Here is a 25,503-nt window from a genome sequence, read left to right as displayed (position 1 = left end):
CGATCAACGGGCGAAAGCTATCGTTCTTCAGTCGCGCCTCAGAATGCCGCGAAAATAGCCAGTACCGCCAAGGCCAGAATACAGACCAGCCCCAGCGTAAAGAACAGCGACCGCATCGGCTGGTTGGTTGTCCCGATATGCACCACGGCCATCGCAACCCGCACGACCACGAAAAGCGCCGCAAAGAGGTTCACCCAGAACACTGGTGCGCCAAGCAGTACCGCCGCAAGCATCGATGCCAGAAACGGGCCTGACGCCTCAATCGCGTTCATGAACGCGCGTTCGCGGCGATAGACCACATCGTCGTAGTTCCGCTTGGGCTTGCCGCAATCGCAGCGCCCCTCTGGCGTGCGCCCCATGGTAGAGAGCGCGCCAAGGACACTCATCAGAATGGCCCAAAAAGCCAAAGCAGTCAGCGCGTGGCTGTAGGCGGCAAAGCTTTCCATCAAATATTACTCCGCCGCGACGGCGCTGACGCGGCCGATGCGTTTGTGCTTGATGCGATCCTCGATCTCGTCGCGGAAGTGACGGATCAGGCCCTGAATGGGCCAAGCCGCCGCATCACCAAGGGCGCAGATCGTGTGACCTTCGACCTGTTTGGTCACGTCGAGCAGCATGTCGATCTCTTCAGGCTCCGCATCGCCGCGCACCAAACGGTCCATTACGCGCATCATCCAGCCGGTTCCTTCGCGGCATGGCGTACACTGACCGCAGGATTCGTGCTTGTAGAACTTCGCCAGACGCCAGATCGCCTTGATCACATCGGTGGAGTTATCCATCACGATGACCGCCGCCGTCCCGAGGCCCGAGCGTTGTTCGCGCAGGTAGTCGAAATCCATGATCGCGTCGCGCATCTGTGTACCGGGGATCATCGGCACCGACGACCCGCCGGGGATCACAGCCTTGAGGTTGTCCCAGCCGCCACGGATACCGCCGCAATGCTTTTCGATCAGTTCTTCGAAAGAGATGCTCATCGCTTCTTCGACGACGCAGGGGTTGTTCACGTGTCCCGAGATCGCGAAAAGCTTGGTGCCTGCGTTGTTCGGACGCCCGAAGCTTGAAAACCATTCAGGACCGCGGCGCAGGATCGTTGGCACCACCGCGATGGATTCCACGTTGTTCACCGTGGTCGGGCAACCGTACAGACCGGCACCCGCAGGGAACGGCGGCTTCATCCGAGGCATGCCCTTTTTGCCCTCTAGGCTTTCGAGCAGCGCGGTTTCTTCGCCGCAGATATACGCACCGGCACCGTGGTGAACATAAATGTCAAAGTCATAGCCCGATTTACAGGCGTTCTTGCCGACCAGACCGGCGTCATACGCCTCGTCGATGGCGGCTTGCAGCGCTTCGCGCTCGCGGATGTATTCGCCGCGAATGTAGATGTAGCAAGCGTTGGCGTTCATAGCGAAGCTGGCAATCAGGCAACCTTCGATCAGCGTGTGCGGATCATGACGCATGATTTCGCGGTCTTTACAGGTACCGGGTTCGGATTCATCCGCATTGACCACCAGATAGCTGGGGCGACCGTCGCTTTCCTTGGGCATGAAGGACCACTTGAGGCCCGTCGGAAAGCCCGCACCGCCACGACCACGCAACCCCGACTCTTTCATCTGGCTGATGATCCAGTCACGCCCGTTTTTCAGAATGCCAGCTGTGCCATCCCAATGGCCACGCGCCTGCGCGCCTTTCAGCGTGCGGTCGTGCATACCGTAGATATTGGTAAAGATGCGGTCTTGATCCTGAAGCATGAAGCTAACCTTTATGTGTCACGGCTGGCCGCGCGGGCCCGCCTCATCTGATATATATTGACCATCGCCCAGATCAGGGCAGCCAGCGCTGCAAAGTCGAACAGCAGCGCATAGCGTCCGGGCAAGCCGAACTGCGGTGCAAGCCATTGCGCCGCGATCCAAAGCACCATTGTGCCGGCAATGACAAGGCCCACCATCCGGCCCTTGCGGGCCAAGGCAATTTCTTCCTTATCTGTCATTCGTGGGCATCCATGTCAGGCTCAGGTCTTTTTGTTGCGTGCAGAGACGTCGGTCTCTGTACCGGCGGCAAGGGTTTTTGCTTGCCCTATCCAGTCGTCGCGTTGGATGCGGCCTTTGAATGGCAAGCGGGCGTCGATCCAAGCGATTTCGGTCGCTGACCACTGCGCGATCTGGTCAAAGTGATAGATCCCCAGAGCGTTCAACGTCTGCTCGATCTTCGGCCCGACCCCGCTGAGAAGCTTGAGGTTATCGGCCCCGCCTTCGCGCGGCTGGTCCAGCGTTTCAGGGCTGCTCTCAACGGTGCCCACCGGAATATCAGCGATCCCCGGACGGGTTGAGGTCGCCCCCTCGATCGTCGCCGGTGCCTCTGGCACCTCGGCAGCTGTGGGCGCAGGGATAGAAGCGACGGGTTCAGCCGCAGCCTCTGGTGCCTCAGCAGGGGCAGGTTCGGCCTCGATAGCCGCAGCTGCTGGGGCTTCGTATTTATAGGTACCCCTGCGCGCAGCAAGCTCTTCTTGGCCCTTTAGCTTGGCTGTAGGTTTGATCCCTGAGAAGCCCGCAGGCTCGACGACCGCCGCAGGAGACGTGCCTGCTGTCGCTTCGGATGCAGCACCGCCAACATCGGCTGTTGCTTGACCACCGGTCGTATCTTCGGGGCGGGTTTCGACAGTTTCGACTGCTGCGGGTTCAGCATCCAGCTTTGGCTCGGTCTCTACAGGCGCATCGCTGGTGGGGGCGGCGCTGGCGGCTTGGGTTGTTGCTGCCGTCGCAGGTGCTGCCGCAGCGGCTGGGGCGCGGGCCGGCTCTGCCGTGTCGTCCGCCACCGTGCTGCATAGCAGCTTTGACATCACCACAAATGTCACAAGTCCCAGAATAACCCCGAGGAACAGCGAGGCGATGAAGCCCCAGCCAAAGACCAGCCAAAATAGCAGAGCAAGGGCAAGGCCGACACCGCCCCCCCACCGTGTGCAACCGCGCTTGCATTGCTCTTTTTGCGTCAAATCAGTCATATCCGTCCCCTCGTCCGCCATTCAAGATGATCTATTGTGTTTGCTAGATATCATCTTTTGTGGCGCGGGACGAGAATTCTGTTTGATCACCAGCGGCGAGCTTTTTTGCCTGCTCAACCCAGTTGTCGCGGGACACGCGGCCCTTGAACCCTTCGAGGTTCTGGTCGACCCAGGATACCTCGTTCGGACCCCAGTCCGCGATCTGGCTGAAGTGGTAGAAGCCCATCTTGTTCACCAATGTTTCGAGCTTCGGCCCGATGCCCTTGATAAGCTTAAGGTCATCCGCAGCACCTCCTTCGGGGGCTTCCAGCGCCTTGGGCTTAGTGGCAGAAGCCTCTGCGTTGGCTTCCGCCGATTTCGCGATGGATGCTTGGTCGGTGCCTGCTGTCGGTGCTTTGGGCGCGGGTGCCGGATCGCCCGGTGCGACGCTGCCTGCCTCGGGTTTGCCGACGGCTTCGACGCCCTCCGCCTCTCCGGGTGCTTCGGAGCGTTTATCAGAGGCATCGCCCACATCGCGCGGTGCGTCTTCCTCGGCCGGCGTCCGGCCCCCTTGGGCACCATCGGGTCCTTCGGGCGGCATATTGTCATCGCGCGAGACGGGCTGTTCATTGTCAGCACCAGCGCTATCGGCACCGTCCTTGCCCTGCCACGGCGCGGTCAGGGGGACTTCGGTACCGTCAATGCGTTTGATCGTATCACCAATGTCGACCGCCAGCTGTGCGCTGGCATTATATTGTGTCTTGCCGCTGTCATGATCGGTCAGGCTGGTCAGCCCCGACAGGGGTTCAGACGCATAGCGCCCGTTCTGCGGCCCCGGCACAGGCACCTGCCCTGCAGCCATATCGTCAATCATGGCGCGGAAGCCGTCGACCGTCAGGTCTTCGTAGTAATCCTTGCCGATCTGCGCCATCGGCGCGTTCGAACACGCGCCCAGACATTCGACTTCTTCCCACGAGAATTTGCCGTCTGCGCTGATCTGATGCGCCTTGGGCGCGATGCGGTCCTTGCAGACCTCGATCAGGTCTTCGGCACCGCAGATCATGCACGAGGTCGTACCGCAAATCTGGAAATGCGCGACCTCGCCCACAGGCTGAAGCTGGAACATAAAGTAGAATGTCGCGACCTCGAGCCCGCGAATATAGGCCATGCCCAGCATTTCCGAGACATGTTCGATCGCAGGGCGGCTGAGCCAGCCTTCCTGTTCCTGCGCACGCCACAGCAAAGGGATGATCGCGCTGGCCTGACGGCCTTCGGGGTATTTGGTGATCTGCGCTTCGGCCCATGCCTGGTTGGCGGGGGTGAAGGCAAAGCTTGTCGGTTGGTCAGGGTGCAAACGGCGCAGCATCAGATCAGGCTTTCGTTCTTGCGGAAACGGCGGGCGCCTCCGGCGGGAGTTTATTTAGCAAAATGAAGAGGAGCCGGCTCAACGGTCGACCTCTCCGAAAACGATGTCCATGGTGCCGATGATCGCTGCGACATCCGCCAGCTGGTGCCCCTTGGCGATGTAATCCATCGCTTGCAGGTGCAGGTAGCCGGGCGCGCGCAGTTTGGCACGGTAAGGTTTGTTCGATCCATCCGCCACGAGGTAGACGCCGAATTCGCCTTTGGGGGCCTCGACAGCGCAATAGACTTCGCCGGCGGGGACGTGGAACCCTTCGGTATAGAGCTTGAAGTGATGGATCAGGCTTTCCATATCGGTTTTCATCGCAGTCCGGCTGGGCGGCGTGATCTTGCCCCGCGCCAGAATATCGCCCTGCCCTTCGGGCGCGCGCAGCTTTTCGATCGCCTGCTGGATGATGTAGGTGGACTGACGCATTTCCTCCATCCGGACGAGGTAGCGGTCATAGCAATCGCCGTTCACACCGGTCGGAATCTGGAAGTCGAATTCATCGTAGCATTCATAGGGCTGCGCACGGCGCAAATCCCACGCCAGGCCAGAGCCGCGGACCATGACGCCCGAGAAGCCCCAATCCTGAATGTCCTGTTCGGACACGATGCCGATGTCAGCATTACGCTGTTTGAAAATCCGGTTTTCGGTCAGCAGTTGATCCACATCGACCATGAAGCCCGACAGAAATTTATGCGACCACGCCTCGATATCGTCCAATAGCGCGGGCGGCAGATCCTGATGGACCCCGCCGGGGCGGAAATAGGCGGCGTGCAGACGAGCACCGCAGGCGCGTTCATAAAAGATCATCAGGTCTTCGCGTTCTTCGAACCCCCAAAGCGGCGGCGTCAGCGCGCCCACGTCCATCGCCTGTGTGGTGACGTTCAGCAGGTGTGACAAGATGCGGCCAATTTCTGAATAAAGCACACGGATCAACGAAGCGCGACGGGGCACTTCGACGCCGGTCAGTTTTTCGATGGCCAGACACCAGGCGTGTTCCTGGTTCATCGGGGCCACGTAATCCAGCCGGTCAAAATACGGCAGGTTCTGCAGGTAGGTGCGGCTTTCCATCAGCTTTTCGGTACCGCGGTGCAGCAGGCCAATGTGCGGATCGCAACGTTCGACGATCTCGCCGTCAAGTTCCAGAACAAGACGCAAAACCCCGTGTGCCGCAGGGTGTTGCGGGCCGAAGTTGATGTTGAAGTTGCGGATCTTTTGCTCGCCGGTCAGGGCGTCTTCGAAACCTTTGGTGCCGTCCATCATTTACGCTCCAGCTCGGTCAGTTTGACGCCCATCCACCACAAAAGGGCAAGCGTACCCAAGGGCACGATACAGGCAACGGACCAGTATTTATTGATCCCGAAAAACGGCAACAGCTTGACCATCGGGATGATTGTGAGGGCAGACAGTACGAACCACCAAATGCCACCCATCATTTTGCCTCCGGCTTTTCATCGCCAGGCAGAATATATTCAGCCCCTTCCCAAGGCGACATAAAGTCGAATTGGCGATATTCCTGCACGAGGCTTACCGGTTCATACACCACGCGCTTTTCGCTCTCGTCATAGCGGACTTCGGTATAGCCGGTGGTCGGGAAATCCTTGCGCAGCGGATAGCCACGGAACCCATAATCCGTCAGCAGGCGACGCAGGTCGGGGTGGCCGGCAAAAATGATGCCGAACATGTCAAAGACTTCGCGCTCGAACCAGTTGGCCGACGGGTGGATATCGACGATCGACGGGACCATGTCCTCTTCGCGTGCGGCGACGCGTAGACGGATGCGCTGGTTCTGGTACATCGACAAGAAGTGATAGACGACATCAAAGCGTTTAGCACGCCCCGGGTAATCCACCGCCGTGATGTCCACCAACGAGGAGAAACGACAGGTCGCGTCGCCTTTGATAAACTCCACCAGTCCAGGCAGATTGGCCTGCGTGACGTCCATATTCAGCTCGTCAAAAGCGATGTCCCAGCCCAGGATACAGTCGGGGCGTTTCGCTTCGATGTACGCGCCAAGTTCGTTCAGTTGTTCTGACATATCAGCCCCTTAGCGAACAATTGTGCCGGTGCGGCGGATTTTGCGCTGCAATTGCATGATGCCGTACAGCAAGGCCTCTGCCGTTGGCGGGCAGCCGGGCACATAGACATCGACAGGCACAATCCGGTCGCAGCCGCGCACCACAGAATAGCTATAGTGGTAATAGCCGCCGCCGTTCGCGCATGACCCCATAGAGATCACATACCGCGGTTCCGGCATCTGGTCGTAAACCTTGCGCAGGGCCGGTGCCATCTTGTTGGTCAGCGTGCCCGCGACGATCATCAGGTCCGACTGACGCGGAGACGCGCGCGGTGCGGTCCCAAAGCGTTCCAGATCATAGCGCGGCATCGATGTGTGCATCATCTCGACGGCGCAGCAGGCCAGGCCAAAGGTCATCCAGTGCAGCGATCCGGTGCGGGCCCAGTTGATGATATCTTCGGTCGAGGTCAGCAGGAAGCCTTTGTCCTGCAGTTCCTTGTTAAGGTTCTGGGTGGCCACATCGCGGTCCATCCCGGCCACATTGGCCCCGGCGGCTGCTACTGCCATTCCAGTGCTCCCTTTTTCCACTCATACGCAAAGCCGGCGGTCAGCACGGCAAGAAACACCATCATCGACCAGAAACCGGCCATGCTCACGTCCTGAAAGGCCACGGCCCAGGGAAAGAGGAAAGCAATTTCGAGGTCAAAAATAATAAACAGGATCGACACGAGGTAGAACCGCACGTCGAATTTCATTCGGGCGTCGTCAAAAGCGTTAAACCCGCATTCATAGGCCGACACTTTTTCAGGGTCCGGGTTGCGCACGGCCAGCACGAAGGCGGCCAGGATCAAAACAATGCCAAGGACAATCGCCACGGCTAGAAAAAGTAGGATCGGCAGGTATTCCCGCATCATGTCGTCCAAGGGGAAGCTCCTTTTGCGTATGTGACGCGCCACGCGCCCTGTCAGCCAAACGGCACTATTGGCTTTGGTCGGTTTACTCCGCTGTCCGGTCAGGGTCAACCGAGCCCGCCATATTTGCGTCATCCCAGCCAGAAGCGGTTTTACCCCTGCCCCGTCCTGTGCGAACGGCCCATTTTTCCAAGCCGATCGCGCCCTTTGCACAGGTCTGCACTGTCGTGCTTGGGTGCTGGTCACTGGCATTCAACAATCGATCCGGCGGATGGTCGGTCATCTGTCTCCAACCGCGCCCTAGCCTAAGGTCACCCCGTGATCCACGACGCCTTGCGTTTGTCAAAAAAGGCGCCGATTCCCTCGGCGGCTTCTTCGGTCTCCCAGCGGTCGGCGAGCGCCGCGATGGTATGCTCCACGACCTGAGCGTCGATCCGTGGCCCCAAATCCCGCGCAAGTTGCTTGGCGGCAGCCACAGCCCCCGGTGCACAGGACAGATAGGGGACAACCTCGGCCTCGATCGCGCCGTCCAGCGCATCCGCCGGCACGGCACGGGCCAGCAGCCCCAGATCGACCGCCTCTGCCGCGTCAAACAGACGGGCCGACATGAACACTTGTCGCGCGCGCCCCTCGCCCATACGGGCCAACACATAGGGGCCAATTGTCGCCGGAATGATCCCCAGCCGCGTCTCGGTGAACCCCATCTTGAGAGTATCCACCCCGATCGCCACATCGCAGACCGACGCCATGCCAACACCGCCGCCAAAGGCATTCCCCTGCACCCGCCCGATCAAGGGCTTGGGCAGCGTGTTCAGCGCGCCCAGCATCGCGGCCAGCTTGCCTGCCTCGGCCGAACGTGTCGGCCCGTCCATATCGCGCTGCGCCTGCATCCAGCCCAGATCGCCGCCCGCGCAAAAGCTTTTGCCTGCGCCCGTGAGCACCACAACACGCACAGCGTCATCAGCGGCCAAGGCGGCGGCGGCCTGTGTCAGCTCCGCGATCATCTGCGCGGACATGGCGTTGTGCTTTTCCTCTCGCGCCAAGGTCAACGTGGCGACACCGCGATCATCGGTCGCCAGCTTCAATGTCTCGTACATCACCCTGCCCTCATGCCGCGCGCCATCGCGGCGGCCTCTTCAATTAATGCCTGATCCAGCCCTGTGTCATAGCCCAGCCCTACCAGATGCGCGTTGACCCTTTCGGTGGCGACGTTGCCGGCAGCACCCGGCGCATAGGGGCATCCCCCCAGCCCACCGACCGCGGCATCAAACACCCGCACCCCCATCGACAGCGAGGCATCAATATTATCCATCGCCCGACCGTTGGTGTCGTGATAATGTCCGGCCAGACGGCTCGCAGGGACAGCGTCCCGCACTGCCAGCAGCATCCGTGCGATCGTGTCCGGCGTGCCTGCCCCAATGGTATCGCCCAAGGATACCTCATAGCAGCCCATCGAGAACAAGCGGTCTGCAACCTCTGCCACTTTCGACGGATCAACCGCCCCGTCATAGGGGCATTTCACCACGCAAGAAACATAGCCCCGCACCGGCATATCCACATGGCGCGCTTGTTCGAGGATCGGCGCGAAACGCTCGAACGCCTCTTCGATGCTGGCGTTAATGTTCTTCTGGCTGAACCCCTCGCTGGCCGAGGCGAATACAGCGATCTCCCCCGCTTTGGCCGCGACCGCATCCTCATAGCCGCGCATATTCGGCGTCAGCGCGGCATAGCGCACGCCCGTGGGCCGCGCGATCCCGCCAAGCACCTCGGCTGATCCCGCCATCTGCGGCACCCATTTTGGACTGACAAAGCTTGCCACCTCGATCCGCGAAAACCCCGCACGGCTGAGCAGATCCACCAGCGCAATTTTCTCCGCTACAGGTATCTCGCGTGCCTCGTTTTGCAAACCGTCCCTCGGACCGACCTCGAAAATTTCGCAGAACCCTTTATCCATAACGCCGCCTCCCCTTCATTTTGCCAAATAAACTCACCTGCGCGACGGTAGCATCACTCGACCGGCCACGGGTCATAAAAAGATCGGTCAAAAAGCGGCACGTCTTTGGGCAGCGACAACTGGAACGCCTCGCGGTCGGTGATGCGCGCATACCAGGCCGCGACATTGGGTTGGTTGTCGAGCTTGGCGAAATGCTGCGCCATATAGATTGCCTGCCCTACATTCACATCCGCCGCGGTAAAGCCGCTCATCAACAGATAATCCTGTGTCAGGATCCCGCCGCCCAATCGCGCCTCGATCGCGTCGTAGCACTTCATCAAACGCGCGGCTTCCAGCTTCATCACGATGGGGCTGCGCATGGAATCGTCGCGCAGCGCCACATGCTGCTGGGTCAGCGCCGCGCAATGCTGCGATACGGTCTCGGCAAAGTGGATCCACACCAGCCACGCCATCCGATCCGGCGCCCCCGGCATCCGCCCCAAACGGTCGGGGCTGAACCGTTCGCAGAGGTATTCGGCAATGGCACCGGTCTCGAACATCCGCTCCCCGTCGATCTCGAGCGAGGGCACACGCCCCGCCGGCGAAATCGCCAGATACCCCGGGTCGCGCAAAGATTTGTCGAACGCGTGGATCGACACCTCAAAGGGCACCTCGAGCTCGTGCAGCAACCACAGTGTGCGCATTGATCTGGTCTGTTCGACATGGTGCAGGGTAATCATGGTGCGGGCTCCTATTCTTCGGGGTCTAGCCGCACCAGTGCTACACCCGCCTCGACCTGATCACCAGCCTGCGCCAGAACCTCGGCGACGGTGCCATCACGCGCGGCAAGCAGGCTGTGCTCCATCTTCATCGCTTCGAGCACGGCAAGGCGGTCGCCTTTGGTGACCTTCTGGCCAACCGTAGCATCCACGACACGGACAAGGCCGGGCATCGGGGCCTCGATCAGGTTGCCGTCGCCATGTCCGCCCGCAGCTCGCGCAAGCGGGTCGATGACGTCAAATACCAAGCCGTAACCGTCAAACACCGTCACGCGCCCTGCTGCGACAGAAACCGCGGCCGCGTGTTGCCCGCCCACAGACCAGCGCCCGCCGATCCGCTGCGCGATAACTTCGGTCCCGCCCACGGACCAGACTTGATGATCGGACGATACCACCTGCACATGCAGCAGATGATCCTCGCCGCCCCAGGTCAAGCCGACTTCACGGCGCAAGGGCTGCCACAGGGTGAATCCTGCCGCCTCGATCGGGTCCAGCAAAGACAGCGCCGCCATCCCCGCAAGGGCTGCATGGCGCGGCTGAACCTCGGGAGCTTGGGTTAACGCTTCGATATCGCGTCCGATCAGGCCGGTATCCACATCCCCCGCTGCAAACCCTTCATGCGCCGCCAACGCGCCCAAAAACGCAAGGTTTGTCACCGTCCCCGCGACCTCGCACCCGTTTAGGGCTGCGCGCAACCGCGACAAGGCGATCTCGCGCGTGTCTCCATGCACGATTACCTTGGCGATCATCGGATCATAGAACGGGCTGATCGTATCGCCTGCGCGCACGCCGCTGTCGGCACGACACGCGGGGGTAAACTGCAAATGGGTCAACGTGCCCGTGGCGGGCAAGAACCCTTTAGGCACATCCTCGGCATAGAGCCGCGCCTCGAACGCGTGCCCTCGGATCGACAGGTCTTCCTGCCGCAACGGCAACCCTTCGCCCGCAGCAACCCGCAACTGCCACGCGACCAGATCGACGCCGGTAATGGCCTCGGTCACGGGATGTTCCACCTGCAAACGGGTGTTCATCTCCATGAAAAAGAACCCGTCTGTCTGCAACCCGCCAGAGCCGTCGACGATGAATTCGATTGTGCCTGCACCGGCATAGCCGATTGCCTCGGCTGCTGTGACCGCTGCCTGCCCCATCGCCTCGCGCATTTCGGGCGTCATGCCGGGGGCCGGAGCTTCTTCGATGACTTTCTGATGCCGCCGCTGAAGCGAGCAATCGCGTTCAAACAGATGCACGGCTTTGGACCCGTCGCCAAAAACCTGCACCTCGATATGACGCGGCTTGGTGACGAATTTCTCGACCAGCACATCCGCATTGCCAAAGGCCGTCTTGGCCTCTGAACGCGCGCTGTCCAGCGCCGCCTGAAAGCCGTCTGCCGCTTCGACCAGTCGCATGCCCTTGCCGCCGCCTCCGGCGACCGCCTTGATCAGAACAGGATACCCGATCTTGTCTGCCTCTGACGCCAGCAAAGCATCGTCCTGATCCGCCCCGTGATACCCTGGCACAACTGGCACACCTGCCTTGATCATCAACGCCTTGGCCGCATCTTTCAGCCCCATCGCACGAATGGCTTTGGCTGACGGTCCGATAAAGACCAGCCCCGCCGCTTCGACCGCATCCACAAAATCGGGATTTTCGGACAGAAACCCATAGCCAGGATGGATCGCCTGTGCGCCGGTATCCAGCGCGACCTGAATAATCACCTCGCCGCGCAGATAGCTATCCGCAGGGGAAGACCCGCCGATATGCACGGCAGTATCCGCCATTGCCACATGTTTCGCCGCGCGGTCCGCGTCTGAATACACCGCCACACAGCGCACCCCCATGGCCTGCGCTGTCTCCATGACGCGGCACGCAATCTCGCCCCGGTTCGCGATCAAAATTGTATCAAACATCAGGCGTAATCCTCGATCAGAGTGAAGCGCTCGCACATCAGCTTCATGTCGGGCTTGAAGCCGCCGGTCCGGTGGAAATACGCTTCGTACGCCGCGCGCCAGTGGTCCAGATCCCTGAACTCGCCCTGTGCTGCGACAAATTCGGCATCTACCTCGTTGAACCTTCGGGTCGCGACCTCGACCGTTTCAATCATCACCGCCGGTGTGCCGTCCCAATTCAGCGCGATATCGCGACGGCCCACCTCGGGGTAGGCATCGCCACCTGCGCCATAAGCAGAGGCCGCCTCGCAGGTGGCTGTTTTCTTGCCCGCACGCACGAGGGCGATAATCTCGGCGCAAACGGTCGGGTTGTCACCAAACCGGAATGTCTCCGCTTCCGGATTGGCATCGACGATCTGTTGCAATGTTTTTGTCATAGCGTTTCCCCTTACATCCGGAACACGCCAAAGCGTGTATCCTCGATCGGCGCATTCAAACTTGCCCGCAGCGACAGCGACAGCACCTCGCGGCTGTGGCGCGGGTCGATCACGCCGTCATCCCAAAGCCGCGCTGTCGCATACAGCGGGTGCGACTGTTCTTCGAACATATCAATCGTGGGCTGCTTGAAGGCCGTCTCTTCTTCCTCGGTCCAACTGTCGCCGGCGCGTTCAATGGCGTCCCGTTTGACCGTGGCCAGAACGCCCGCCGCCTGCGCGCCCCCCATGACCGAGATGCGCGAGTTGGGCCATGTCCACATGAAGCGCGGGGAATAGGCGCGCCCCGCCATGCCATAGTTACCGGCCCCAAACGACCCGCCCACCAACATGGTGATCTTGGGGACGTTGGTCGAGGCCACGGCTGTCACCATCTTGGCCCCGTGCCGCGCGATGCCTTCGTTCTCGTATTTCCGCCCGACCATAAAGCCGGTGATATTTTGCAAAAAGACCAGAGGGATTTTGCGCTGCGAACAGAGCTCTACAAAATGCGCACCTTTCTGGGCTGATTCCGAAAACAGCACGCCGTTATTTGCGACGATCCCCACGGGACAGCCTTTGACATGGGCAAAACCGCAGACCAGCGTTTCGCCGTAGCGGGCCTTGAACTCGTCAAAGCGACTACCATCGACCAGCCGCATGATCACTTCGCGGATGTCATAGGGTGTGCGCAGATCGGCGGGGACCACGCCGAGCATCTCGGCCGGATCATAGGCGGGGTCTTCGGCGGGTTGCCACTGCACGTTCATCGGGGCCGCGCGGTTCAGACCGGCCACGGCACGACGCGCAAGCGCCAGCGCATGGGCGTCATCCTCGGCCAGATAATCCGCCACACCTGACAGACGGGTGTGCACATCACCACCGCCAAGGTCTTCTGCGGTAACCACCTCGCCCGTAGCGGCCTTGACCAGTGGCGGTCCCGCCAAAAAAATCGTGCCCTGCTCTTTGACGATGATCGACACATCCGACATCGCGGGCACATAGGCACCGCCCGCAGTACACGAGCCCATGACCACCGCGATCTGGGGGATGCCCTTGCCGCTCATCCGCGCCTGATTATAGAAAATCCGGCCAAAGTGATCACGGTCGGGAAAGACCTCGTCCTGATTGGGCAGGTTCGCGCCGCCACTATCCACCAGATAGATGCAGGGCAGATGGTTTTCCTCTGCGATCTCTTGGGCGCGCAGGTGTTTTTTGACGCTCATCGGGAAATAGGTGCCGCCCTTCACAGTGGCGTCGTTGCACACGATCATACACTCGATGCCCTGCACCTTGCCGACGCCCGCAATCACCCCTGCCGCGGGGGCCGCACCACCGTAAAGCCCATGAGCAGCCAACGCGCCGACCTCAAGAAAGGGCGATCCGGGATCAAGCAAATTGGCCACCCGTTCACGGGGTAGCATCTTGCCTCGGCTCACGTGGCGGGCACGGGATTTCTCGCCGCCGCCCAGTTCTGCCGCACCCGCCGCTTCGCGGATTGTTTGCAGCGCAGCCAGATGCGCCGCCTCGTTCGCCTTGAAACTTTCGGACGAGGGCAAAGCTTGCGAAATCAGCTTCATTTCGGTCTCCTTGATCGAATGGAATGGGGGGACGTCACGGTCGGGTGTTGCATCATGCGGCCCCTTCGGCAGCGGCGCGGGCCTTGAGCTCGCGGCGGATGACCTTGCCTGTGACGGTCATTGGCAGGGCATCCAGAAAGGCCACCTCGCGCGGGTAGGAATAGCTGGCAAGGCGGGTCTTGACCCAGTCTTGCAGGGTCTGTGCGTCAACGGTCGCACCGGATTTGCGCACGACATAAGCTTTGACGATCTCGGTCCTCAGCGCATCGGGCTTGCCGACGACACCGCAGGTTGCGACTTCTGGATGGGTCAGCAGGCAATCCTCGATCTCTGCCGGACCGATGCGATAGCCGCTAGAGGTGATCACATCATCCTCGCGCCCGACAAAGCGCAGGTAGTCCCCGTCGAACACGCCGCGATCGCCGGTCAGCATCCAATCGCCGCGATATTTCTGCGCCGTCTCATCGGGGCGCTGCCAATAGCCGAGCATCATCGCGGCTGATCCCTTGCGGATGGCGACATCGCCTTCGTCTGCCGTCGGCGCACCGTCATCATCCAACACCGCGACGTCATGGCCCGGCACACGTTTGCCAATGCAACCGGGGCGTGGCGGGAACTGGCTGCCTGCGCTGGTGGCGACCATGTTACATTCGGTCTGGCCGTAGAATTCGTTGATGGACAGGTCAAAGGCCTGTTGGCCCCACGCCAGCATCTCTGCGCCCAAAGGCTCCCCACCCGATGCGACGGACCGCAGACCCGCAATCTCGGCTCCTTCGGCTTTGAGCATCCGCAGCGCGGTTGGTGGAAAGAACACGTTACGCACATCGCCGTCCCGGATAATACGGGCGCAGGCCTCGGGTGAGAATTTAAGCAACCGCGCGGCGACCACCGGCACACCAAGTGCCAGCGCCGGCATCAGCACATCAAACAGCCCGCCGATCCATGCCCAATCCGCCGGGGTCCACAGGCAATCGCCGCTTTGCCCCAAAATATCATGGCTCAGCGAGACGCCAGGCAAGTGGCCTGTAAGCAGCCGGTGCCCATGCAGCGCGCCCTTGGGTGGACCGGTTGTGCCAGAGGTATAAATCAGCACCGCCGGATCGTCAGGGCCGGTGTCGGCAAAGACGACAGGGTCGCCCGCCACGCCGACGCTATCCGCCATTAACGAGGTTGCCAGATCCCCCAGCAGATCGCGCCCTTCGGCATCGGTCAACACCAGCGTCACACCTGCATCGCGCACCCGCGACGCAAGCGCATCATGTTTGAAGAGCTTGAACAAAGGCACTGAAATCGCACCGATTTTCCAGATCGCCAAATGGGCAGCTGCGCACCATGGGCTTTGCCCCAGCAGCACGCCCACACGGTCGCCCGCCCGCACCCGTTGCGCCAAGGCACGGGCCAATCCGTCAACCATATCGGACAGCGCGCCAAAGCTGACATCGTGCCGTGCATCACCCGTCAGATCAATGATCGCCAGCTGCGCGGAATCCTGCGCCAGACATTGCGCCGCCATGTTCAGCCGCGCCGGAATATCCCATGCGCCCGAACGGTCCAGTCCTGGCAGGGCGCGGGCCATCAGTCTTCCCACACGTCCAGCGACAGCGCCTGACGCGCTGTCTGCTCCATCAGGCAGCTGATCGCAGCTGGCCCCTGACCTGTGCCGCCTTGCCATAGCGCCGCCTCATAGGTGCAGGCTTTGTCACGAAATTCGATCCAGGCGCGTTGCATCTCGCGCAGGGCGTCGGCCACACCGGCTCTGTCTTCGGAAGCGGGTACCGCATCCGCATCCCTTCGTTTTGCCTGAACCATCACAGCGGCGTAATTGTCATTCAACCGCTGGTCCCAGAATTGCAGTTCGCGGTCCAGACAGCCGCCCATGCCGTAGGTGCTGCTTCCGCCTGGCGTATCCTCCATACACTGGTTCGCCGACGCGCCCGCGCAGGCCAGCTTTGCCGCATAGCCCTCTGCGTCGGCCAGAGAGAGCTCTGTCCCGCGATCGCTATACTGCAGGTCCTGCGCGGCAAGCGGTGAGGCGCATAGCATCAAGGCGAGCGCGACGCGTTTCACGCCATCGCTCCCATCATCTCGCGGCCCACCAGCATACGACGGATTTCCGAGGTCCCTGCCCCGATCTCCATCAGCTTGGCGTCGCGGAAGATACGGCCCACGGGGTTGTCCGACAGATAGCCCGCCCCACCCATGGCCTGCACCGCCTGATGCGCCTGTTTCATCGCCTCTTCGCTGGCATACAAACAGCAGGCGGCGGCATCGGCACGGGTGACATCGCCGCGGTCACAGGCCTTGGCGACCTCGTAGACATAGGCGCGGGCGGAATTCATCGCGGTGTACATATCCGCCATCTTGCCCTGCATCAGCTGGAAGTTCCCGATGGGCTGCCCGAACTGTTTGCGTTCAACCATATAGGGCATGATCTCGTCCAGACAGGCGGCCATGATCCCCAGACCAATCCCCGCCAGTACCACGCGTTCGTAATCAAGGCCCGACATCAGCACCGCCACGCCGCGCCCCTCTTCGCCCAGAACGTTTTCAAACGGGACTTCGACATCGTCAAAGATCAGCTCTGCCGTGTTGGACCCGCGCATGCCAAGCTTGTCGAAATGCGGGCTGGTGGTGAAGCCTTTCATGGATTTCTCGATCAGGAAGGCGGTGATGCCTTTCGATCCGGCGTCGGGGTCGGTCTTGGCATAGACCACCAGCGTGTCGGCGTCGGGGCCGTTGGTAATCCAGTATTTATTGCCCGACAGGCGGTAGTGATCGTTGCGCTTTTCGGCACGCAGTTTCATCGACACCACGTCGCTGCCCGCCGAGGGTTCGGACATCGCGAGCGCGCCCACGTGTTGACCCGAGCATAGGCCCGGCAGGAATTTCGCCTTCTGTTCGGGGCTGCCGTTAAGACGGATCTGGTTGACGCAGAGGTTCGAATGGGCCCCGTAGGACAGCGAGACAGAGGCCGAAGCGCGTGCGATTTCTTCAACCGCGACGGTGTGTGCGACATAGCCCATGCCCGAGCCGCCGAATTCTTCCTCGACCGTCATGCCCAGCAGACCAAGGCTGCCCATCTCTTCCCAAAGCGCGGGCGGGAATTCGTTCTTGGTGTCGATCTCGGCGGCCATCGGTTTGACCCGCTCCTGCGCCCAACGGTGCACCATATCGCGCATCTCGTTCACGTCATCGCCCAGATCGAATTTCATGGTGGTGTTGAACATAACCCCTCCCCAGAGTTTATTGAACAGTTGTTCATTACACTACACTTCTCGCGGATTCGGTCAAGCAAATGTCGCACGACGGTGGAACTACAGCCGCATCGCTAATGTTAGCATTGTAACACATTGCCGAAAGGACGCAGCGATATGAGCACCTCGATGAAGAAAGAATTCTGGGACCGCATTGATGACACCCGCATCGGGATGCTGGCGACAGATACAGCCCGCGCCATTCCCATGAGCCACTATGCCGACCATGACGCAAACTGCCTTTGGTTCATCACTGCACGTGATACCGATCTGGCGAAATCGGCCCAAACGGGTGCCGCGGCCGACTACCTGGTGACCAGCAAGGACGAACATCTTTACGCCCGCATCGACGGCACCGTTCAGGCTGTGACCGACCCTGCCAAACTGGACGAGCTGTGGAACGCCTTTGCCGCTGCATGGTTCAAGGACGGACGCAAGGATGACGACGTGCAGCTCGTGCGCATGGACCTGAAACAGGCCGAGGTCTGGTTGACCGGCGGCAGCCTGTCGTTCCTCTATGAGATCGCCAAAGCCAACGTGACCAAGCAGGTGCCTGATGCAGGCGAACATGGGACGATCCGGTTCTGAACAACGAGTGTTGAACAGACCACCATGTCACAGAGAGGGGCCGGCACATGTCCGGCCCCTTGACGATTAAGCCCGAGGCGGTGAGATCCGACCGCTTACCCCTGCTGGAATACCGCCGAGACCTCTGCGCGAATGATCCGTGCGATCAGCGCGCAATCGTCCAGCGAGAATGTTAGCGGTACGCGCATGTCGATGATGCTGGAAAGCACCGCATCGCTAGCGGGCAGCACGGGGGATTTGGCGTAGCGCCATGAATCATAGCGGCTGGTGAAGCCGACAGGTTCTGCGCCGCCGAACCACTTAAGCTCCACGCCGCGGGCGGCGCAGCGTGACAGGACGGCTTTTATAGCTGGTGTTTGCCAGCCTGATAGCAGGAACTGAATGGATGACCCGACAAAGTGTTCTGCCTCGGGGCGGCTGATCACGGTCAGCCCAGGGGTATCGCGCAAGCCGTCCTCTACGATCTGATACCGCGCATGCCACTTTGCAATCTGAGCATCAAGCCGCCGCAGCTGCGGACGCAGGATCGCGGCGCGCAGGTTATCCATCCGGCCAGAGATATTGGGCGTATCGTATTTGATCGTCTCGAAGGTTTCGGGCGTGGGGCCGGCAACATGCCGATCAAAAAGCATATAGGACCCCGACAGCATGATCGCCCGCGCTGCCACTTCGGGATCATCGGTGACCAGCAGCCCGCCCTCGCCTGCGTTCACATGCTTATACGTCTGGCACGAATAGCATCCCACAGCCCCATGCCGGCCCGAAGGCACGCCGTTCCAGCTGGCCCCCATGGTATGCGCGCAATCCTCTACCACTGTGACACCGGCGGCATCACAAAGCGTCATCAGCGCGTCCATATCGCAGATATGCCCGCGCATATGGCTTAACAGTAGAACCCGCGCCTGATCCAGTTTGCCGGCGAGGTCCTCCAGATCGATTACCAGCCCTTTGGTCACATCGACAAAGACAGGCTCCGCCCCGACCGCGGCAATCGCACCGGGCACGGGGGCGAGCGTAAAAGCGTTGGATAGCACCCGGTCTCCCGGTTTGACGCCGACAGCCCGCAGGGCGGTGGCGATGGCATAACCGCCCGATGCGACGGCAAGGCAGTATTGCGCGCCCACCATCGCTGCGAATTCCTGCTCCAGCAGCGCGGCCTCGGCGGTTTCGCCCTGAACGGTGTTATAGCGGTGCAGCCGTCCGTGGCGCATAACGGCGACGGCGGCGTCGATGGCATCCTCGGGGATCGCTTCTTGTTGGGTAAAGCTGCCGGTGAACACCTCTGCCGCGTTAGTTGCCATGTCAGACTGCACCGATCAGACGGGTCACGATATCAGGCAAGTCGTCATAGTGGTCCAGCAAGGCTTCGGGGGCCAGTGCCGCCATATCGTCGCCCGAGGGGCCAAAGGACACCAGAATGCAAGGCACCCCCGCCGCGCGCGCCGTCTCGCGGTCGGTATTGGTATCCCCCACCAGCAAGCATAGCGCCGGATCACCCCCGGCACGGCGAGCCGTTTCGAACAGATGTTCGGGATCCGGCTTGCGCATCGCCAGCGTGTCAGCCCCCACCATCGCGCCAAAGGCATCACGCACGCCGAGCCTTGTCAGCAGTGTATGGGCCAGCGCTTCGGGTTTGTTGGTGCAGATTGCCACGCGGTAGCCTGCGGCTTTCAACGCCGCTACTGCCTGCATCGCGCCGGGGTAAAGCACCGTATGGGTGTCGATCTCGCGGCCATAGGCCTCTAGCAGCATAGGGTAGTAGCGGTCGATCGTTGCTTCGTCCTCAGCCCGACCCAGCCTTTCCATTCCCAAACGCAGCATCGCGCGCCCGCCTTTTAGCGCCGTGCCTGCATCGGTCTTGGCATTCAGAACATCGCCCTCGCCCATATCCCGGAAACACGCATTGGCCGCGGCAATCAGGTCACCGCTGGTGTCTGCCAAGGTCCCGTCGAGGTCGAATACTACCGTTTTCATCGGCATTCCTTTGCTGAATGTGTTGCAGGCGGAAATCTTCTTTGATGACCCCTAGCCTTGCGCAAAATCGTCAACAAGGTAAAGAGAGCGGACATTAAATTGATTAAAGAGATTTTACATGGAAGTCGCACTGATCCTTTTGGCCGCAGGCAAAGGTACCCGTATGCAATCGGACCTGCCAAAGGTTCTGCATGCCGTCGCCCACGCACCGCTTTTAGAACACGCTATGGCCTCTGGCGCGGCATTATCGCCTGCCCGTACGGTCGTTGTTGCGGGTCACGGTGCCGATCAGGTGCGTGCCGCAGCCCAAGCATTTGACGACGAAGCGCAGGTTGTGGTCCAAGAAGAGCAGCTTGGCACGGCCCATGCCGTTGGACAGGCACGCGAGGCCCTTGCAGGGTTCGACGGGACGGCCATCGTGCTGTACGGCGATACGCCTTTTGTGCAGACTGAAACCCTCGAAAAAATGTGTGACGCGCTGAAGTTGAACGATGTCGTTGTGTTGGGCTTCGACGCTGCCGATCCCGCGCGCTATGGCCGGCTGGTGATGCAAGGCGACAGCCTGGATCGCATCGTCGAATACAAAGACGCCACAGATGAAGAGCGCGCGATAACGCTTTGTAATAGCGGCGTTGTTGCTTGCAAATCTGATCTATTGTTTGACCTGATTGACGCCGTTGGCAATGACAATGCGTCGGAAGAATACTACCTCACCGACATCATCGGCATTGCACGGGATCGCGGGCTGAAAGCCACTGCTGTCACCTGTGACGAGGCCGAAACAATGGGCGTGAATTCCCGCGCTGATCTGGCCGCTGCCGATGCCGCGTTCCAATCGCGGGCCCGTGCGGCGATGCTGGAAGACGGCATCACGCTGATGGCCCCCGATACAGTCTATTTCGCACGCGATACCTATATCGGCCGCGACACGGTGATCGAACCCAACGTGGTTTTCGGCCCCGGCGTGACCATCGAATCCGGTGCCACCATCCGCGCGTTCAGCCACCTTGAAGGGTGCCATGTCGCCCGTGGTGGCATCATCGGCCCCTACGCCCGTCTGCGCCCCGGTGCGGAGCTGTCCGAGGATGTGCGCATCGGCAATTTCGTCGAGGTGAAGAACGCGCAGATCGCCGAAGGGGCCAAGGTGAACCACCTGAGCTATATCGGCGACGCAACCATCGGTGCCAAAGCCAATATCGGCGCGGGGACAATCACCTGCAACTACGACGGCGTGATGAAGCACCATACCCATATCGGGGCCAATGCCTTTATCGGGTCAAACACCATGTTGGTGGCTCCCGTGCATATCGGCGACGGCGCGATGACAGGATCAGGATCGGTGATCACGTCGGATGTAGAAGCAGACGCGCTGGCGCTTGCGCGCGCACCGCAGGTAGAAAAACCCGGCATGGCCCGGAAATTGTTCGAAATGTTAAAGGCTAAGAAGGCCAAACAGCAGAGAGGCAGCTAATTATGTGTGGTATTGTCGGTATCCTTGGCCAACACGAAGTTGCGCCTACCCTCGTCGAAGCCCTGAAACGCCTGGAATACCGCGGCTATGACAGCGCCGGTATCGCCACAGTTGACGCAGGCAAGCTGGACCGCCGCCGGGCAGTCGGAAAGCTGGTAAACCTGTCAGACCTGTTGGTCCATGAGCCGCTGGCTGGCAAGTCAGGCATTGGCCACACCCGTTGGGCCACCCACGGTGCCCCCTCCGTCACCAACGCCCACCCGCATCAGGCGGGACCCGTGGCCGTTGTTCACAACGGTATCATCGAAAACTTCCGCGAACTGCGGGCTGAGCTCGCCGAGGACGGCGTAAAGTTCGTGACCGAAACGGACACGGAAACCGTTGCGCTGCTCACCCAGAAATATATGGCCGAAGGATTGGGCCCGGTGGACGCCGCAACCAAGACCATCGCACGTCTGCACGGGGCCTTTGCGCTGGCGTTCCTGTTTGACGGCGAAAACGATCTGATGATCGGCGCACGCAAAGGGGCCCCGCTTGCCGTGGGCTATGGCGACAACGAGATGTATCTGGGCAGCGACGCGATTGCCCTGTCGCCGATGACAGACCGCGTGACCTACCTTGAAGAAGGCGACCGCGCCGTCCTGACCCGTACGTCGGTCAAAATTTTCGACGCCAATGACGCGCCTGTCGATCGTGTGGTTAAGAAAATCAGCCTCGACACCACCCGCATCGACAAAGCCGGCCACAAACACTTTATGGCGAAAGAGATCGCCGAACAGCCCGCCGTCATCGGCGAGGCGCTATCGCGCTACCTGACCACGGACGGAGAGATCATGCTGCCCGATCCGGGCCTTGATTTCACCAAGCTCGACCGGATCACCATGGTCGCCTGCGGGACAGCCTTTTACGCTTGTCTTACGGCGAAATACTGGTTCGAGCAGATTGCACGCCTGCCCGTTGAAGTCGATGTGGCCTCGGAATTCCGGTACCGCGAACCGCCGATTTCTGACCGCACGATGGCCCTGTTTGTCAGCCAGTCCGGCGAAACCGCCGATACACTCGCAGCCCTGCGCTATTGCGCGGGCAAGGCTGATTTGATCGCCTCGGTTGTGAATGTCACTGAGTCCTCGATTGCACGTGAAAGCAATCTGGCGCTGCCGATCCATGCGGGCGTAGAGGTCGGCGTTGCATCCACCAAAGCGTTCACCTGCCAGTTGACCGTCCTGTTCCTTATGGTGCTGAAAGCCGCCGTTGACCGCGGTGCAATCACCAAGGAAGAGCTGGCAGACTACGTCTCAGGCCTGCGGTCCATGCCGTCGCTGATCAACACAGCGCTCGAGCAAAACGGGGCACTGCGTGACGAGGCCTACAAGCTGTCTTCGGCACGCGACGTGCTGTTTTTGGGGCGCGGCGCGATGTTCCCCCTTGCCCTTGAGGGTGCGTTGAAACTGAAAGAAATCAGTTATATACACGCCGAAGCTTATGCATCCGGAGAGCTAAAGCACGGCCCCATCGCGCTGATTGACGAAAACGTTCCTGTGGTGGTCATGGCCCCAAACGACGCGTTGTTCGATAAAACCGTCAGCAACATGCAAGAAGTTATGGCGCGCAAGGGCAAGGTCATCCTGATCTCGGACCGCGCAGGACTGGACGCAGAATCCGAAGGCACATGGGGGCAGATCGAAATGCCGCCGGTTGCAGCTGCACTCGCCCCGATCCTTTATGCCATCCCTGCCCAACTGCTGGCCTATCATACTGCCATCGCCAAGGGGACAGATGTCGACCAACCACGCAACCTAGCCAAATCGGTGACCGTAGAATGAACCTAGCCCCCTATATGGCGCAGCTGAACGCATTGGCTAACCCCACTGCGGTGGACAAACTGCACAGCGCGCACAAGGTGGATCGCCCCTATCTGGGCGTGACCAACCCGCAGATCAACGATCTGACCAAAACCTGGCGGGCCGAGCTGTCGTTGGCTGACCGGATTTCGCTGGCGGACGCGCTGTGGCAGACTGACATTTTCGAAGCCCGGCTCGCGGCGGCGAAACTGCTGACCCAAGCCCGCTTGCGCCCCGATGACGAAGCGGCGTGGCAGTTGATCCAAAGCTGGGTGCCCGATTTTGACAGCTGGGCCATCGCCGATCACGCCTGTATGGCCGCGCAAAAGCGTTTGCTTGCCGATCCTCAGCGTCTGGATGTGGTCGAAAGCTGGACCCAATCCGGAGAGCTTTGGTCAAAGCGCGCAGCCTTGGTCGCCACATTGCCATGGACCAAGCAGAATAACCCAAAACCCGAAGAGCTGGACGCGCGCGAGCGTATCCTTGGCTGGGCGGCGGGCTATCTGCCGGTCAAGAACGGCATCTTGCAAAAGGCCATCGCCTGGTGGGTACGCGACCTCAGCCGTCATGATCCAGCGCGGGCGGCAGAGTTTATCGAAGCCAACCGCACACATCTCAAGCCTTATGCGATCAAAGAGGCAGCACGGTATCTGCCTGACTTCCCGCTTGAAGCAGCAGCCGATGACACCGACGCAACGTCGGAAGACTGAAATTGCAAGGCTGATCCTGAACGAGAACGGGCGTCCAAGGTTTTCCTCGGACGCCCGTTTTGCATTTGATGTTATGGGACGGCGAGTTACCCGTTCGTTGACACTTCGACCTTGGTCAGATCCGTCAGCGACGCCCCGATCAACCGCAATGCAGACAGCGACATACGGCTTCCGCCCGATGCAGGCCCGTCCAGCGGGATTAGTTCTACGGTAGAGGATTTACCCGTCGCAGGGTTGGTCACGCGGCCCTGCATCTCTGATTTTACCAGCGGCGTTTTCAGCCACAGCCCCGGTTCCGTCGCACTGCCAAGCGAGGCCACGGTCGTGCCAAGCGACTTGGCCCCCGAAGCTGCGGGTTTGGACGCCTCGGCGCGTTGTTCAGCCGTCGTGGTATCCAGGGCATCCGCCGTCCGCGCAGCTGCAGGCGGGCGTGGCGCAGTGGTAGCCGGCGACGGGGTCGCCGTTTGGCCCGTTTCCACATCAGGTTCTGCTGCAACGGCGGGCGTAGTTTCGTCGCCGCCATTGTTCCCCAAACCCATACGATCCGTCACGCTGGCACATCCGGCCAGACCCACGACAGCGATACCTAAAATAAAATAATGTTTCATGCGATAAATCTAACCATCCAACGAACCCGCTTCAATCTCCTAAATGCTACTTGCCCCGCGATGGGCCGATGTTTACCTATGACATATGAATGCACCTTTGATTGACCCGTTCGCCCGCGCTATCACCTATCTGCGCGTCTCTGTTACAGATCGCTGTGACTTTCGCTGTGTTTATTGCATGTCCGAGAATATGACCTTCCTGCCCAAAAAGGAACTTCTGTCTCTGGAAGAGCTGGATCGGCTGTGCACCAACTTTGTCGATCTCGGGGTGCAAAAACTGCGCATCACAGGGGGCGAGCCTTTGGTGCGCAAGGGGATCATGACCTTCTTTAACAGCATGACCCGCCATCTGGACGCCGGCACGCTCAAAGAGCTGACGTTGACGACCAATGGCAGCCAGCTCGAGCGTTACGCCGCCGACCTTTATGCCGCCGGTGTGCGCCGCGTGAATGTGTCGCTGGACACGCTGGACGATCAAAAGTTTGCCGATATCACACGCTGGGGCCGCCTGCCCCAGGTCCTGCGCGGTATTGATGCTGCGCAAAATGCGGGGCTGCGGGTCAAAATCAACGCCGTGGCGCTGAAGGGCTTTAACGAGGCCGAGCTGCCCAGCATGACCGCGTGGTGTGCCGACCGCGGCATTGATCTGACGTGGATCGAGGTGATGCCCATGGGCGATCTCGGGAACGAGGACCGTTTGGGCCAGTACTGGTCCCTCAAAGACGTGCGCCGCGCCTACGAGGATCACTACACCGTTACCGATTTGGCAGAGAACACTGGCGGGCCTGCCCGTTATGTGCGGCTTGAAGAGACCGGTCAGAAGATCGGGTTTATCACGCCGTTGTCCCATAATTTCTGCGAAAGCTGTAACCGCGTGCGGATCACCTGCACGGGCGAGATCTATATGTGTCTGGGTCAGGAAGACGTGGCCGACCTGCGTGCGCCCTTGCGCAACCACCCCGAGGATGACGCCCCCCTAAAAGACGCCATCCGCGCGGCGATCAACCTAAAGCCCAAGGGCCATGACTTTGATTACTCACGGCAAAAGCTGGATGGGCAGATGCCCCGCCACATGAGCCACACAGGCGGCTGA

28 protein-coding genes are annotated in these 25,503 nt (G+C 60.6%); 5 read left to right on the top strand and 23 right to left on the bottom strand.

Annotation, left to right across the window (positions count from 1 at the left end; translation table 11 throughout):
* Window positions 1-38: 38 nt before the first annotated feature.
* The 20 genes from GLP52_RS02435 to GLP52_RS02340 all read right to left on the bottom strand — a co-directional run bounded on the left by GLP52_RS02435 (window position 39) and on the right by GLP52_RS02340 (window position 17,191).
* Entirely contained in the window at window positions 39-446 is a 408-nt protein-coding gene (locus GLP52_RS02435) for an MAPEG family protein (protein ID WP_237271480.1), read from the bottom strand.
* A gap of 6 nt (window positions 447-452) precedes the next feature.
* Window positions 453-1,748, bottom strand: a complete 1,296-nt coding sequence (gene nuoF, locus GLP52_RS02430) for an NADH-quinone oxidoreductase subunit NuoF (protein WP_237271479.1) — start codon at window positions 1,746-1,748, stop codon at window positions 453-455.
* A gap of 11 nt (window positions 1,749-1,759) precedes the next feature.
* The gene (locus tag GLP52_RS02425) at window positions 1,760-1,987 is read right to left on the bottom strand and encodes a DUF5337 domain-containing protein (RefSeq protein ID WP_093732615.1); all 228 of its coding nucleotides are present in this window, start codon (window positions 1,985-1,987) and stop codon (window positions 1,760-1,762) included.
* A gap of 21 nt (window positions 1,988-2,008) precedes the next feature.
* Window positions 2,009-2,998 carry an endonuclease gene (locus GLP52_RS02420; protein WP_237271478.1) on the bottom strand — a complete coding sequence of 330 codons (990 nt, stop codon included), beginning with the start codon at window positions 2,996-2,998 and terminating at the stop codon, window positions 2,009-2,011.
* Window positions 2,999-3,041: 43 nt separating this feature from the next.
* Complete coding sequence (locus GLP52_RS02415; RefSeq protein WP_093732617.1) at window positions 3,042-4,343, bottom strand: NADH-quinone oxidoreductase subunit E; 1,302 nt, start codon at window positions 4,341-4,343, stop codon at window positions 3,042-3,044.
* Window positions 4,344-4,421: 78 nt separating this feature from the next.
* The gene (locus GLP52_RS02410; protein WP_093732618.1) at window positions 4,422-5,645 is read right to left on the bottom strand and encodes an NADH-quinone oxidoreductase subunit D; all 1,224 of its coding nucleotides are present in this window, start codon (window positions 5,643-5,645) and stop codon (window positions 4,422-4,424) included.
* Complete coding sequence (locus tag GLP52_RS02405; RefSeq protein WP_167354516.1) at window positions 5,645-5,821, bottom strand: hypothetical protein; 177 nt, start codon at window positions 5,819-5,821, stop codon at window positions 5,645-5,647. The genes GLP52_RS02410 and GLP52_RS02405 overlap by 1 nt, the downstream gene beginning before the upstream one ends.
* Window positions 5,818-6,423 (bottom strand): NADH-quinone oxidoreductase subunit C, encoded by a 606-nt coding sequence (locus tag GLP52_RS02400; protein ID WP_093732619.1) that lies wholly within the window; start codon window positions 6,421-6,423, stop codon window positions 5,818-5,820. Before GLP52_RS02400 ends, GLP52_RS02405 begins: the two co-directional genes overlap by 4 nt.
* Before the next feature lie 9 nt (window positions 6,424-6,432).
* On the bottom strand, window positions 6,433-6,969 hold the full coding sequence (locus GLP52_RS02395; protein ID WP_093732620.1) for a NuoB/complex I 20 kDa subunit family protein: 537 nt from the start codon (window positions 6,967-6,969) through the stop codon (window positions 6,433-6,435).
* The gene (locus GLP52_RS02390) at window positions 6,960-7,325 is read right to left on the bottom strand and encodes an NADH-quinone oxidoreductase subunit A (protein ID WP_093732621.1); all 366 of its coding nucleotides are present in this window, start codon (window positions 7,323-7,325) and stop codon (window positions 6,960-6,962) included. The genes GLP52_RS02395 and GLP52_RS02390 overlap by 10 nt, the downstream gene beginning before the upstream one ends.
* 73 nt (window positions 7,326-7,398) lie before the next feature.
* Entirely contained in the window at window positions 7,399-7,596 is a 198-nt protein-coding gene (locus GLP52_RS02385) for a hypothetical protein (RefSeq protein WP_237273349.1), read from the bottom strand.
* A gap of 28 nt (window positions 7,597-7,624) precedes the next feature.
* Entirely contained in the window at window positions 7,625-8,410 is a 786-nt protein-coding gene (locus GLP52_RS02380; RefSeq protein ID WP_237271477.1) for a crotonase/enoyl-CoA hydratase family protein, read from the bottom strand.
* Window positions 8,410-9,267: a hydroxymethylglutaryl-CoA lyase gene (locus GLP52_RS02375; RefSeq protein ID WP_237271476.1), complete on the bottom strand. Its 858-nt coding sequence runs from the start codon at window positions 9,265-9,267 to the stop codon at window positions 8,410-8,412. Before GLP52_RS02375 ends, GLP52_RS02380 begins: the two co-directional genes overlap by 1 nt.
* Before the next feature lie 53 nt (window positions 9,268-9,320).
* On the bottom strand, window positions 9,321-9,986 hold the full coding sequence (locus GLP52_RS02370; RefSeq protein WP_237271475.1) for a glutathione S-transferase family protein: 666 nt from the start codon (window positions 9,984-9,986) through the stop codon (window positions 9,321-9,323).
* An 11-nt stretch (window positions 9,987-9,997) separates the two neighbouring features.
* Complete coding sequence (locus GLP52_RS02365; RefSeq protein WP_093732625.1) at window positions 9,998-11,932, bottom strand: acetyl/propionyl/methylcrotonyl-CoA carboxylase subunit alpha; 1,935 nt, start codon at window positions 11,930-11,932, stop codon at window positions 9,998-10,000.
* On the bottom strand, window positions 11,932-12,348 hold the full coding sequence (locus tag GLP52_RS02360) for an ASCH domain-containing protein (RefSeq protein WP_237271474.1): 417 nt from the start codon (window positions 12,346-12,348) through the stop codon (window positions 11,932-11,934). Before GLP52_RS02360 ends, GLP52_RS02365 begins: the two co-directional genes overlap by 1 nt.
* A gap of 11 nt (window positions 12,349-12,359) precedes the next feature.
* On the bottom strand, window positions 12,360-13,964 hold the full coding sequence (locus GLP52_RS02355) for a carboxyl transferase domain-containing protein (protein WP_237271473.1): 1,605 nt from the start codon (window positions 13,962-13,964) through the stop codon (window positions 12,360-12,362).
* A gap of 52 nt (window positions 13,965-14,016) precedes the next feature.
* Window positions 14,017-15,540 (bottom strand): AMP-binding protein, encoded by a 1,524-nt coding sequence (locus GLP52_RS02350; protein ID WP_237271472.1) that lies wholly within the window; start codon window positions 15,538-15,540, stop codon window positions 14,017-14,019.
* On the bottom strand, window positions 15,540-16,031 hold the full coding sequence (locus GLP52_RS02345) for a lysozyme inhibitor LprI family protein (RefSeq protein ID WP_237273348.1): 492 nt from the start codon (window positions 16,029-16,031) through the stop codon (window positions 15,540-15,542). The genes GLP52_RS02350 and GLP52_RS02345 overlap by 1 nt, the downstream gene beginning before the upstream one ends.
* Window positions 16,028-17,191: an isovaleryl-CoA dehydrogenase gene (locus GLP52_RS02340; protein ID WP_005854015.1), complete on the bottom strand. Its 1,164-nt coding sequence runs from the start codon at window positions 17,189-17,191 to the stop codon at window positions 16,028-16,030. The genes GLP52_RS02345 and GLP52_RS02340 overlap by 4 nt, the downstream gene beginning before the upstream one ends.
* A gap of 144 nt (window positions 17,192-17,335) precedes the next feature.
* On the opposite strand from GLP52_RS02340, the gene GLP52_RS02335 reads away from it, so the two are divergent.
* Window positions 17,336-17,806, top strand: coding sequence for a pyridoxamine 5'-phosphate oxidase family protein (locus GLP52_RS02335; protein ID WP_237271471.1), 471 nt, complete (start codon window positions 17,336-17,338; stop codon window positions 17,804-17,806).
* A gap of 95 nt (window positions 17,807-17,901) precedes the next feature.
* Here the strand turns inward: GLP52_RS02335 and GLP52_RS02330 are convergent, their stop codons facing one another.
* On the bottom strand, window positions 17,902-19,107 hold the full coding sequence (locus GLP52_RS02330) for a DegT/DnrJ/EryC1/StrS family aminotransferase (protein WP_237271470.1): 1,206 nt from the start codon (window positions 19,105-19,107) through the stop codon (window positions 17,902-17,904).
* A gap of 1 nt (window position 19,108) precedes the next feature.
* The gene (locus tag GLP52_RS02325; protein ID WP_237271469.1) at window positions 19,109-19,780 is read right to left on the bottom strand and encodes an HAD-IA family hydrolase; all 672 of its coding nucleotides are present in this window, start codon (window positions 19,778-19,780) and stop codon (window positions 19,109-19,111) included.
* A gap of 118 nt (window positions 19,781-19,898) precedes the next feature.
* On the opposite strand from GLP52_RS02325, the gene glmU reads away from it, so the two are divergent.
* Genes glmU through GLP52_RS02310 form a run of 3 tightly spaced genes read left to right on the top strand, consistent with a single transcriptional unit; the run spans window position 19,899 to window position 23,802 of the window.
* Window positions 19,899-21,251, top strand: a complete 1,353-nt coding sequence (gene glmU, locus GLP52_RS02320; RefSeq protein ID WP_237271468.1) for a bifunctional UDP-N-acetylglucosamine diphosphorylase/glucosamine-1-phosphate N-acetyltransferase GlmU — start codon at window positions 19,899-19,901, stop codon at window positions 21,249-21,251.
* Window positions 21,252-21,253: 2 nt separating this feature from the next.
* Window positions 21,254-23,074, top strand: coding sequence for a glutamine--fructose-6-phosphate transaminase (isomerizing) (glmS, locus tag GLP52_RS02315; protein ID WP_237271467.1), 1,821 nt, complete (start codon window positions 21,254-21,256; stop codon window positions 23,072-23,074).
* Entirely contained in the window at window positions 23,071-23,802 is a 732-nt protein-coding gene (locus GLP52_RS02310; RefSeq protein WP_093732636.1) for a DNA alkylation repair protein, read from the top strand. Before glmS ends, GLP52_RS02310 begins: the two co-directional genes overlap by 4 nt.
* Window positions 23,803-23,888: 86 nt before the next feature.
* On the opposite strand, the gene GLP52_RS02305 is transcribed toward GLP52_RS02310, so the two are convergent.
* Window positions 23,889-24,410: a hypothetical protein gene (locus GLP52_RS02305; protein ID WP_237271466.1), complete on the bottom strand. Its 522-nt coding sequence runs from the start codon at window positions 24,408-24,410 to the stop codon at window positions 23,889-23,891.
* Window positions 24,411-24,495: 85 nt separating this feature from the next.
* Here GLP52_RS02305 and moaA point away from each other — a divergent pair, with 85 nt between their 5' ends.
* Window positions 24,496-25,503, top strand: a complete 1,008-nt coding sequence (moaA, locus tag GLP52_RS02300; protein ID WP_138923012.1) for a GTP 3',8-cyclase MoaA — start codon at window positions 24,496-24,498, stop codon at window positions 25,501-25,503.

The organism is Sulfitobacter sp. M22 (assembly GCF_021736025.1).
GTDB lineage: Bacteria > Pseudomonadota > Alphaproteobacteria > Rhodobacterales > Rhodobacteraceae > Sulfitobacter > Sulfitobacter litoralis.
This window is presented reverse-complemented; position numbering and strand designations above follow the sequence as displayed.

Bases quoted from the DNA above. Each gene is read 5' to 3' on its own strand.
- GLP52_RS02420 (WP_237271478.1), bottom strand. From the start codon at position 2,998: ATGACTGATTTGACGCAAAAAGAGCAATGCAAGCGCGGTTGCACACGG.
- GLP52_RS02340 (WP_005854015.1), bottom strand. From the start codon at position 17,191: ATGTTCAACACCACCATGAAATTCGATCTGGGCGATGACGTGAACGAG.
- GLP52_RS02350 (WP_237271472.1), bottom strand. From the start codon at position 15,540: ATGGCCCGCGCCCTGCCAGGACTGGACCGTTCGGGCGCATGGGATATT.
- GLP52_RS02375 (WP_237271476.1), bottom strand. From the start codon at position 9,267: ATGGATAAAGGGTTCTGCGAAATTTTCGAGGTCGGTCCGAGGGACGGT.
- GLP52_RS02325 (WP_237271469.1), bottom strand. From the start codon at position 19,780: ATGAAAACGGTAGTATTCGACCTCGACGGGACCTTGGCAGACACCAGC.
- GLP52_RS02355 (WP_237271473.1), bottom strand. From the start codon at position 13,964: ATGAAGCTGATTTCGCAAGCTTTGCCCTCGTCCGAAAGTTTCAAGGCG.
- GLP52_RS02380 (WP_237271477.1), bottom strand. From the start codon at position 8,410: ATGTACGAGACATTGAAGCTGGCGACCGATGATCGCGGTGTCGCCACG.
- GLP52_RS02335 (WP_237271471.1), top strand. From the start codon at position 17,336: ATGAGCACCTCGATGAAGAAAGAATTCTGGGACCGCATTGATGACACC.
- moaA (WP_138923012.1), top strand. From the start codon at position 24,496: ATGAATGCACCTTTGATTGACCCGTTCGCCCGCGCTATCACCTATCTG.
- GLP52_RS02365 (WP_093732625.1), bottom strand. From the start codon at position 11,932: ATGTTTGATACAATTTTGATCGCGAACCGGGGCGAGATTGCGTGCCGC.
- GLP52_RS02400 (WP_093732619.1), bottom strand. From the start codon at position 6,423: ATGTCAGAACAACTGAACGAACTTGGCGCGTACATCGAAGCGAAACGC.
- GLP52_RS02370 (WP_237271475.1), bottom strand. From the start codon at position 9,986: ATGATTACCCTGCACCATGTCGAACAGACCAGATCAATGCGCACACTG.
- glmS (WP_237271467.1), top strand. From the start codon at position 21,254: ATGTGTGGTATTGTCGGTATCCTTGGCCAACACGAAGTTGCGCCTACC.
- GLP52_RS02395 (WP_093732620.1), bottom strand. From the start codon at position 6,969: ATGGCAGTAGCAGCCGCCGGGGCCAATGTGGCCGGGATGGACCGCGAT.
- nuoF (WP_237271479.1), bottom strand. From the start codon at position 1,748: ATGCTTCAGGATCAAGACCGCATCTTTACCAATATCTACGGTATGCAC.
- GLP52_RS02310 (WP_093732636.1), top strand. From the start codon at position 23,071: ATGAACCTAGCCCCCTATATGGCGCAGCTGAACGCATTGGCTAACCCC.
- glmU (WP_237271468.1), top strand. From the start codon at position 19,899: ATGGAAGTCGCACTGATCCTTTTGGCCGCAGGCAAAGGTACCCGTATG.
- GLP52_RS02410 (WP_093732618.1), bottom strand. From the start codon at position 5,645: ATGGACGGCACCAAAGGTTTCGAAGACGCCCTGACCGGCGAGCAAAAG.
- GLP52_RS02385 (WP_237273349.1), bottom strand. From the start codon at position 7,596: ATGACCGACCATCCGCCGGATCGATTGTTGAATGCCAGTGACCAGCAC.
- GLP52_RS02405 (WP_167354516.1), bottom strand. From the start codon at position 5,821: ATGATGGGTGGCATTTGGTGGTTCGTACTGTCTGCCCTCACAATCATC.
- GLP52_RS02360 (WP_237271474.1), bottom strand. From the start codon at position 12,348: ATGACAAAAACATTGCAACAGATCGTCGATGCCAATCCGGAAGCGGAG.
- GLP52_RS02330 (WP_237271470.1), bottom strand. From the start codon at position 19,107: ATGGCAACTAACGCGGCAGAGGTGTTCACCGGCAGCTTTACCCAACAA.
- GLP52_RS02415 (WP_093732617.1), bottom strand. From the start codon at position 4,343: ATGCTGCGCCGTTTGCACCCTGACCAACCGACAAGCTTTGCCTTCACC.
- GLP52_RS02425 (WP_093732615.1), bottom strand. From the start codon at position 1,987: ATGACAGATAAGGAAGAAATTGCCTTGGCCCGCAAGGGCCGGATGGTG.
- GLP52_RS02435 (WP_237271480.1), bottom strand. From the start codon at position 446: ATGGAAAGCTTTGCCGCCTACAGCCACGCGCTGACTGCTTTGGCTTTT.
- GLP52_RS02305 (WP_237271466.1), bottom strand. From the start codon at position 24,410: ATGAAACATTATTTTATTTTAGGTATCGCTGTCGTGGGTCTGGCCGGA.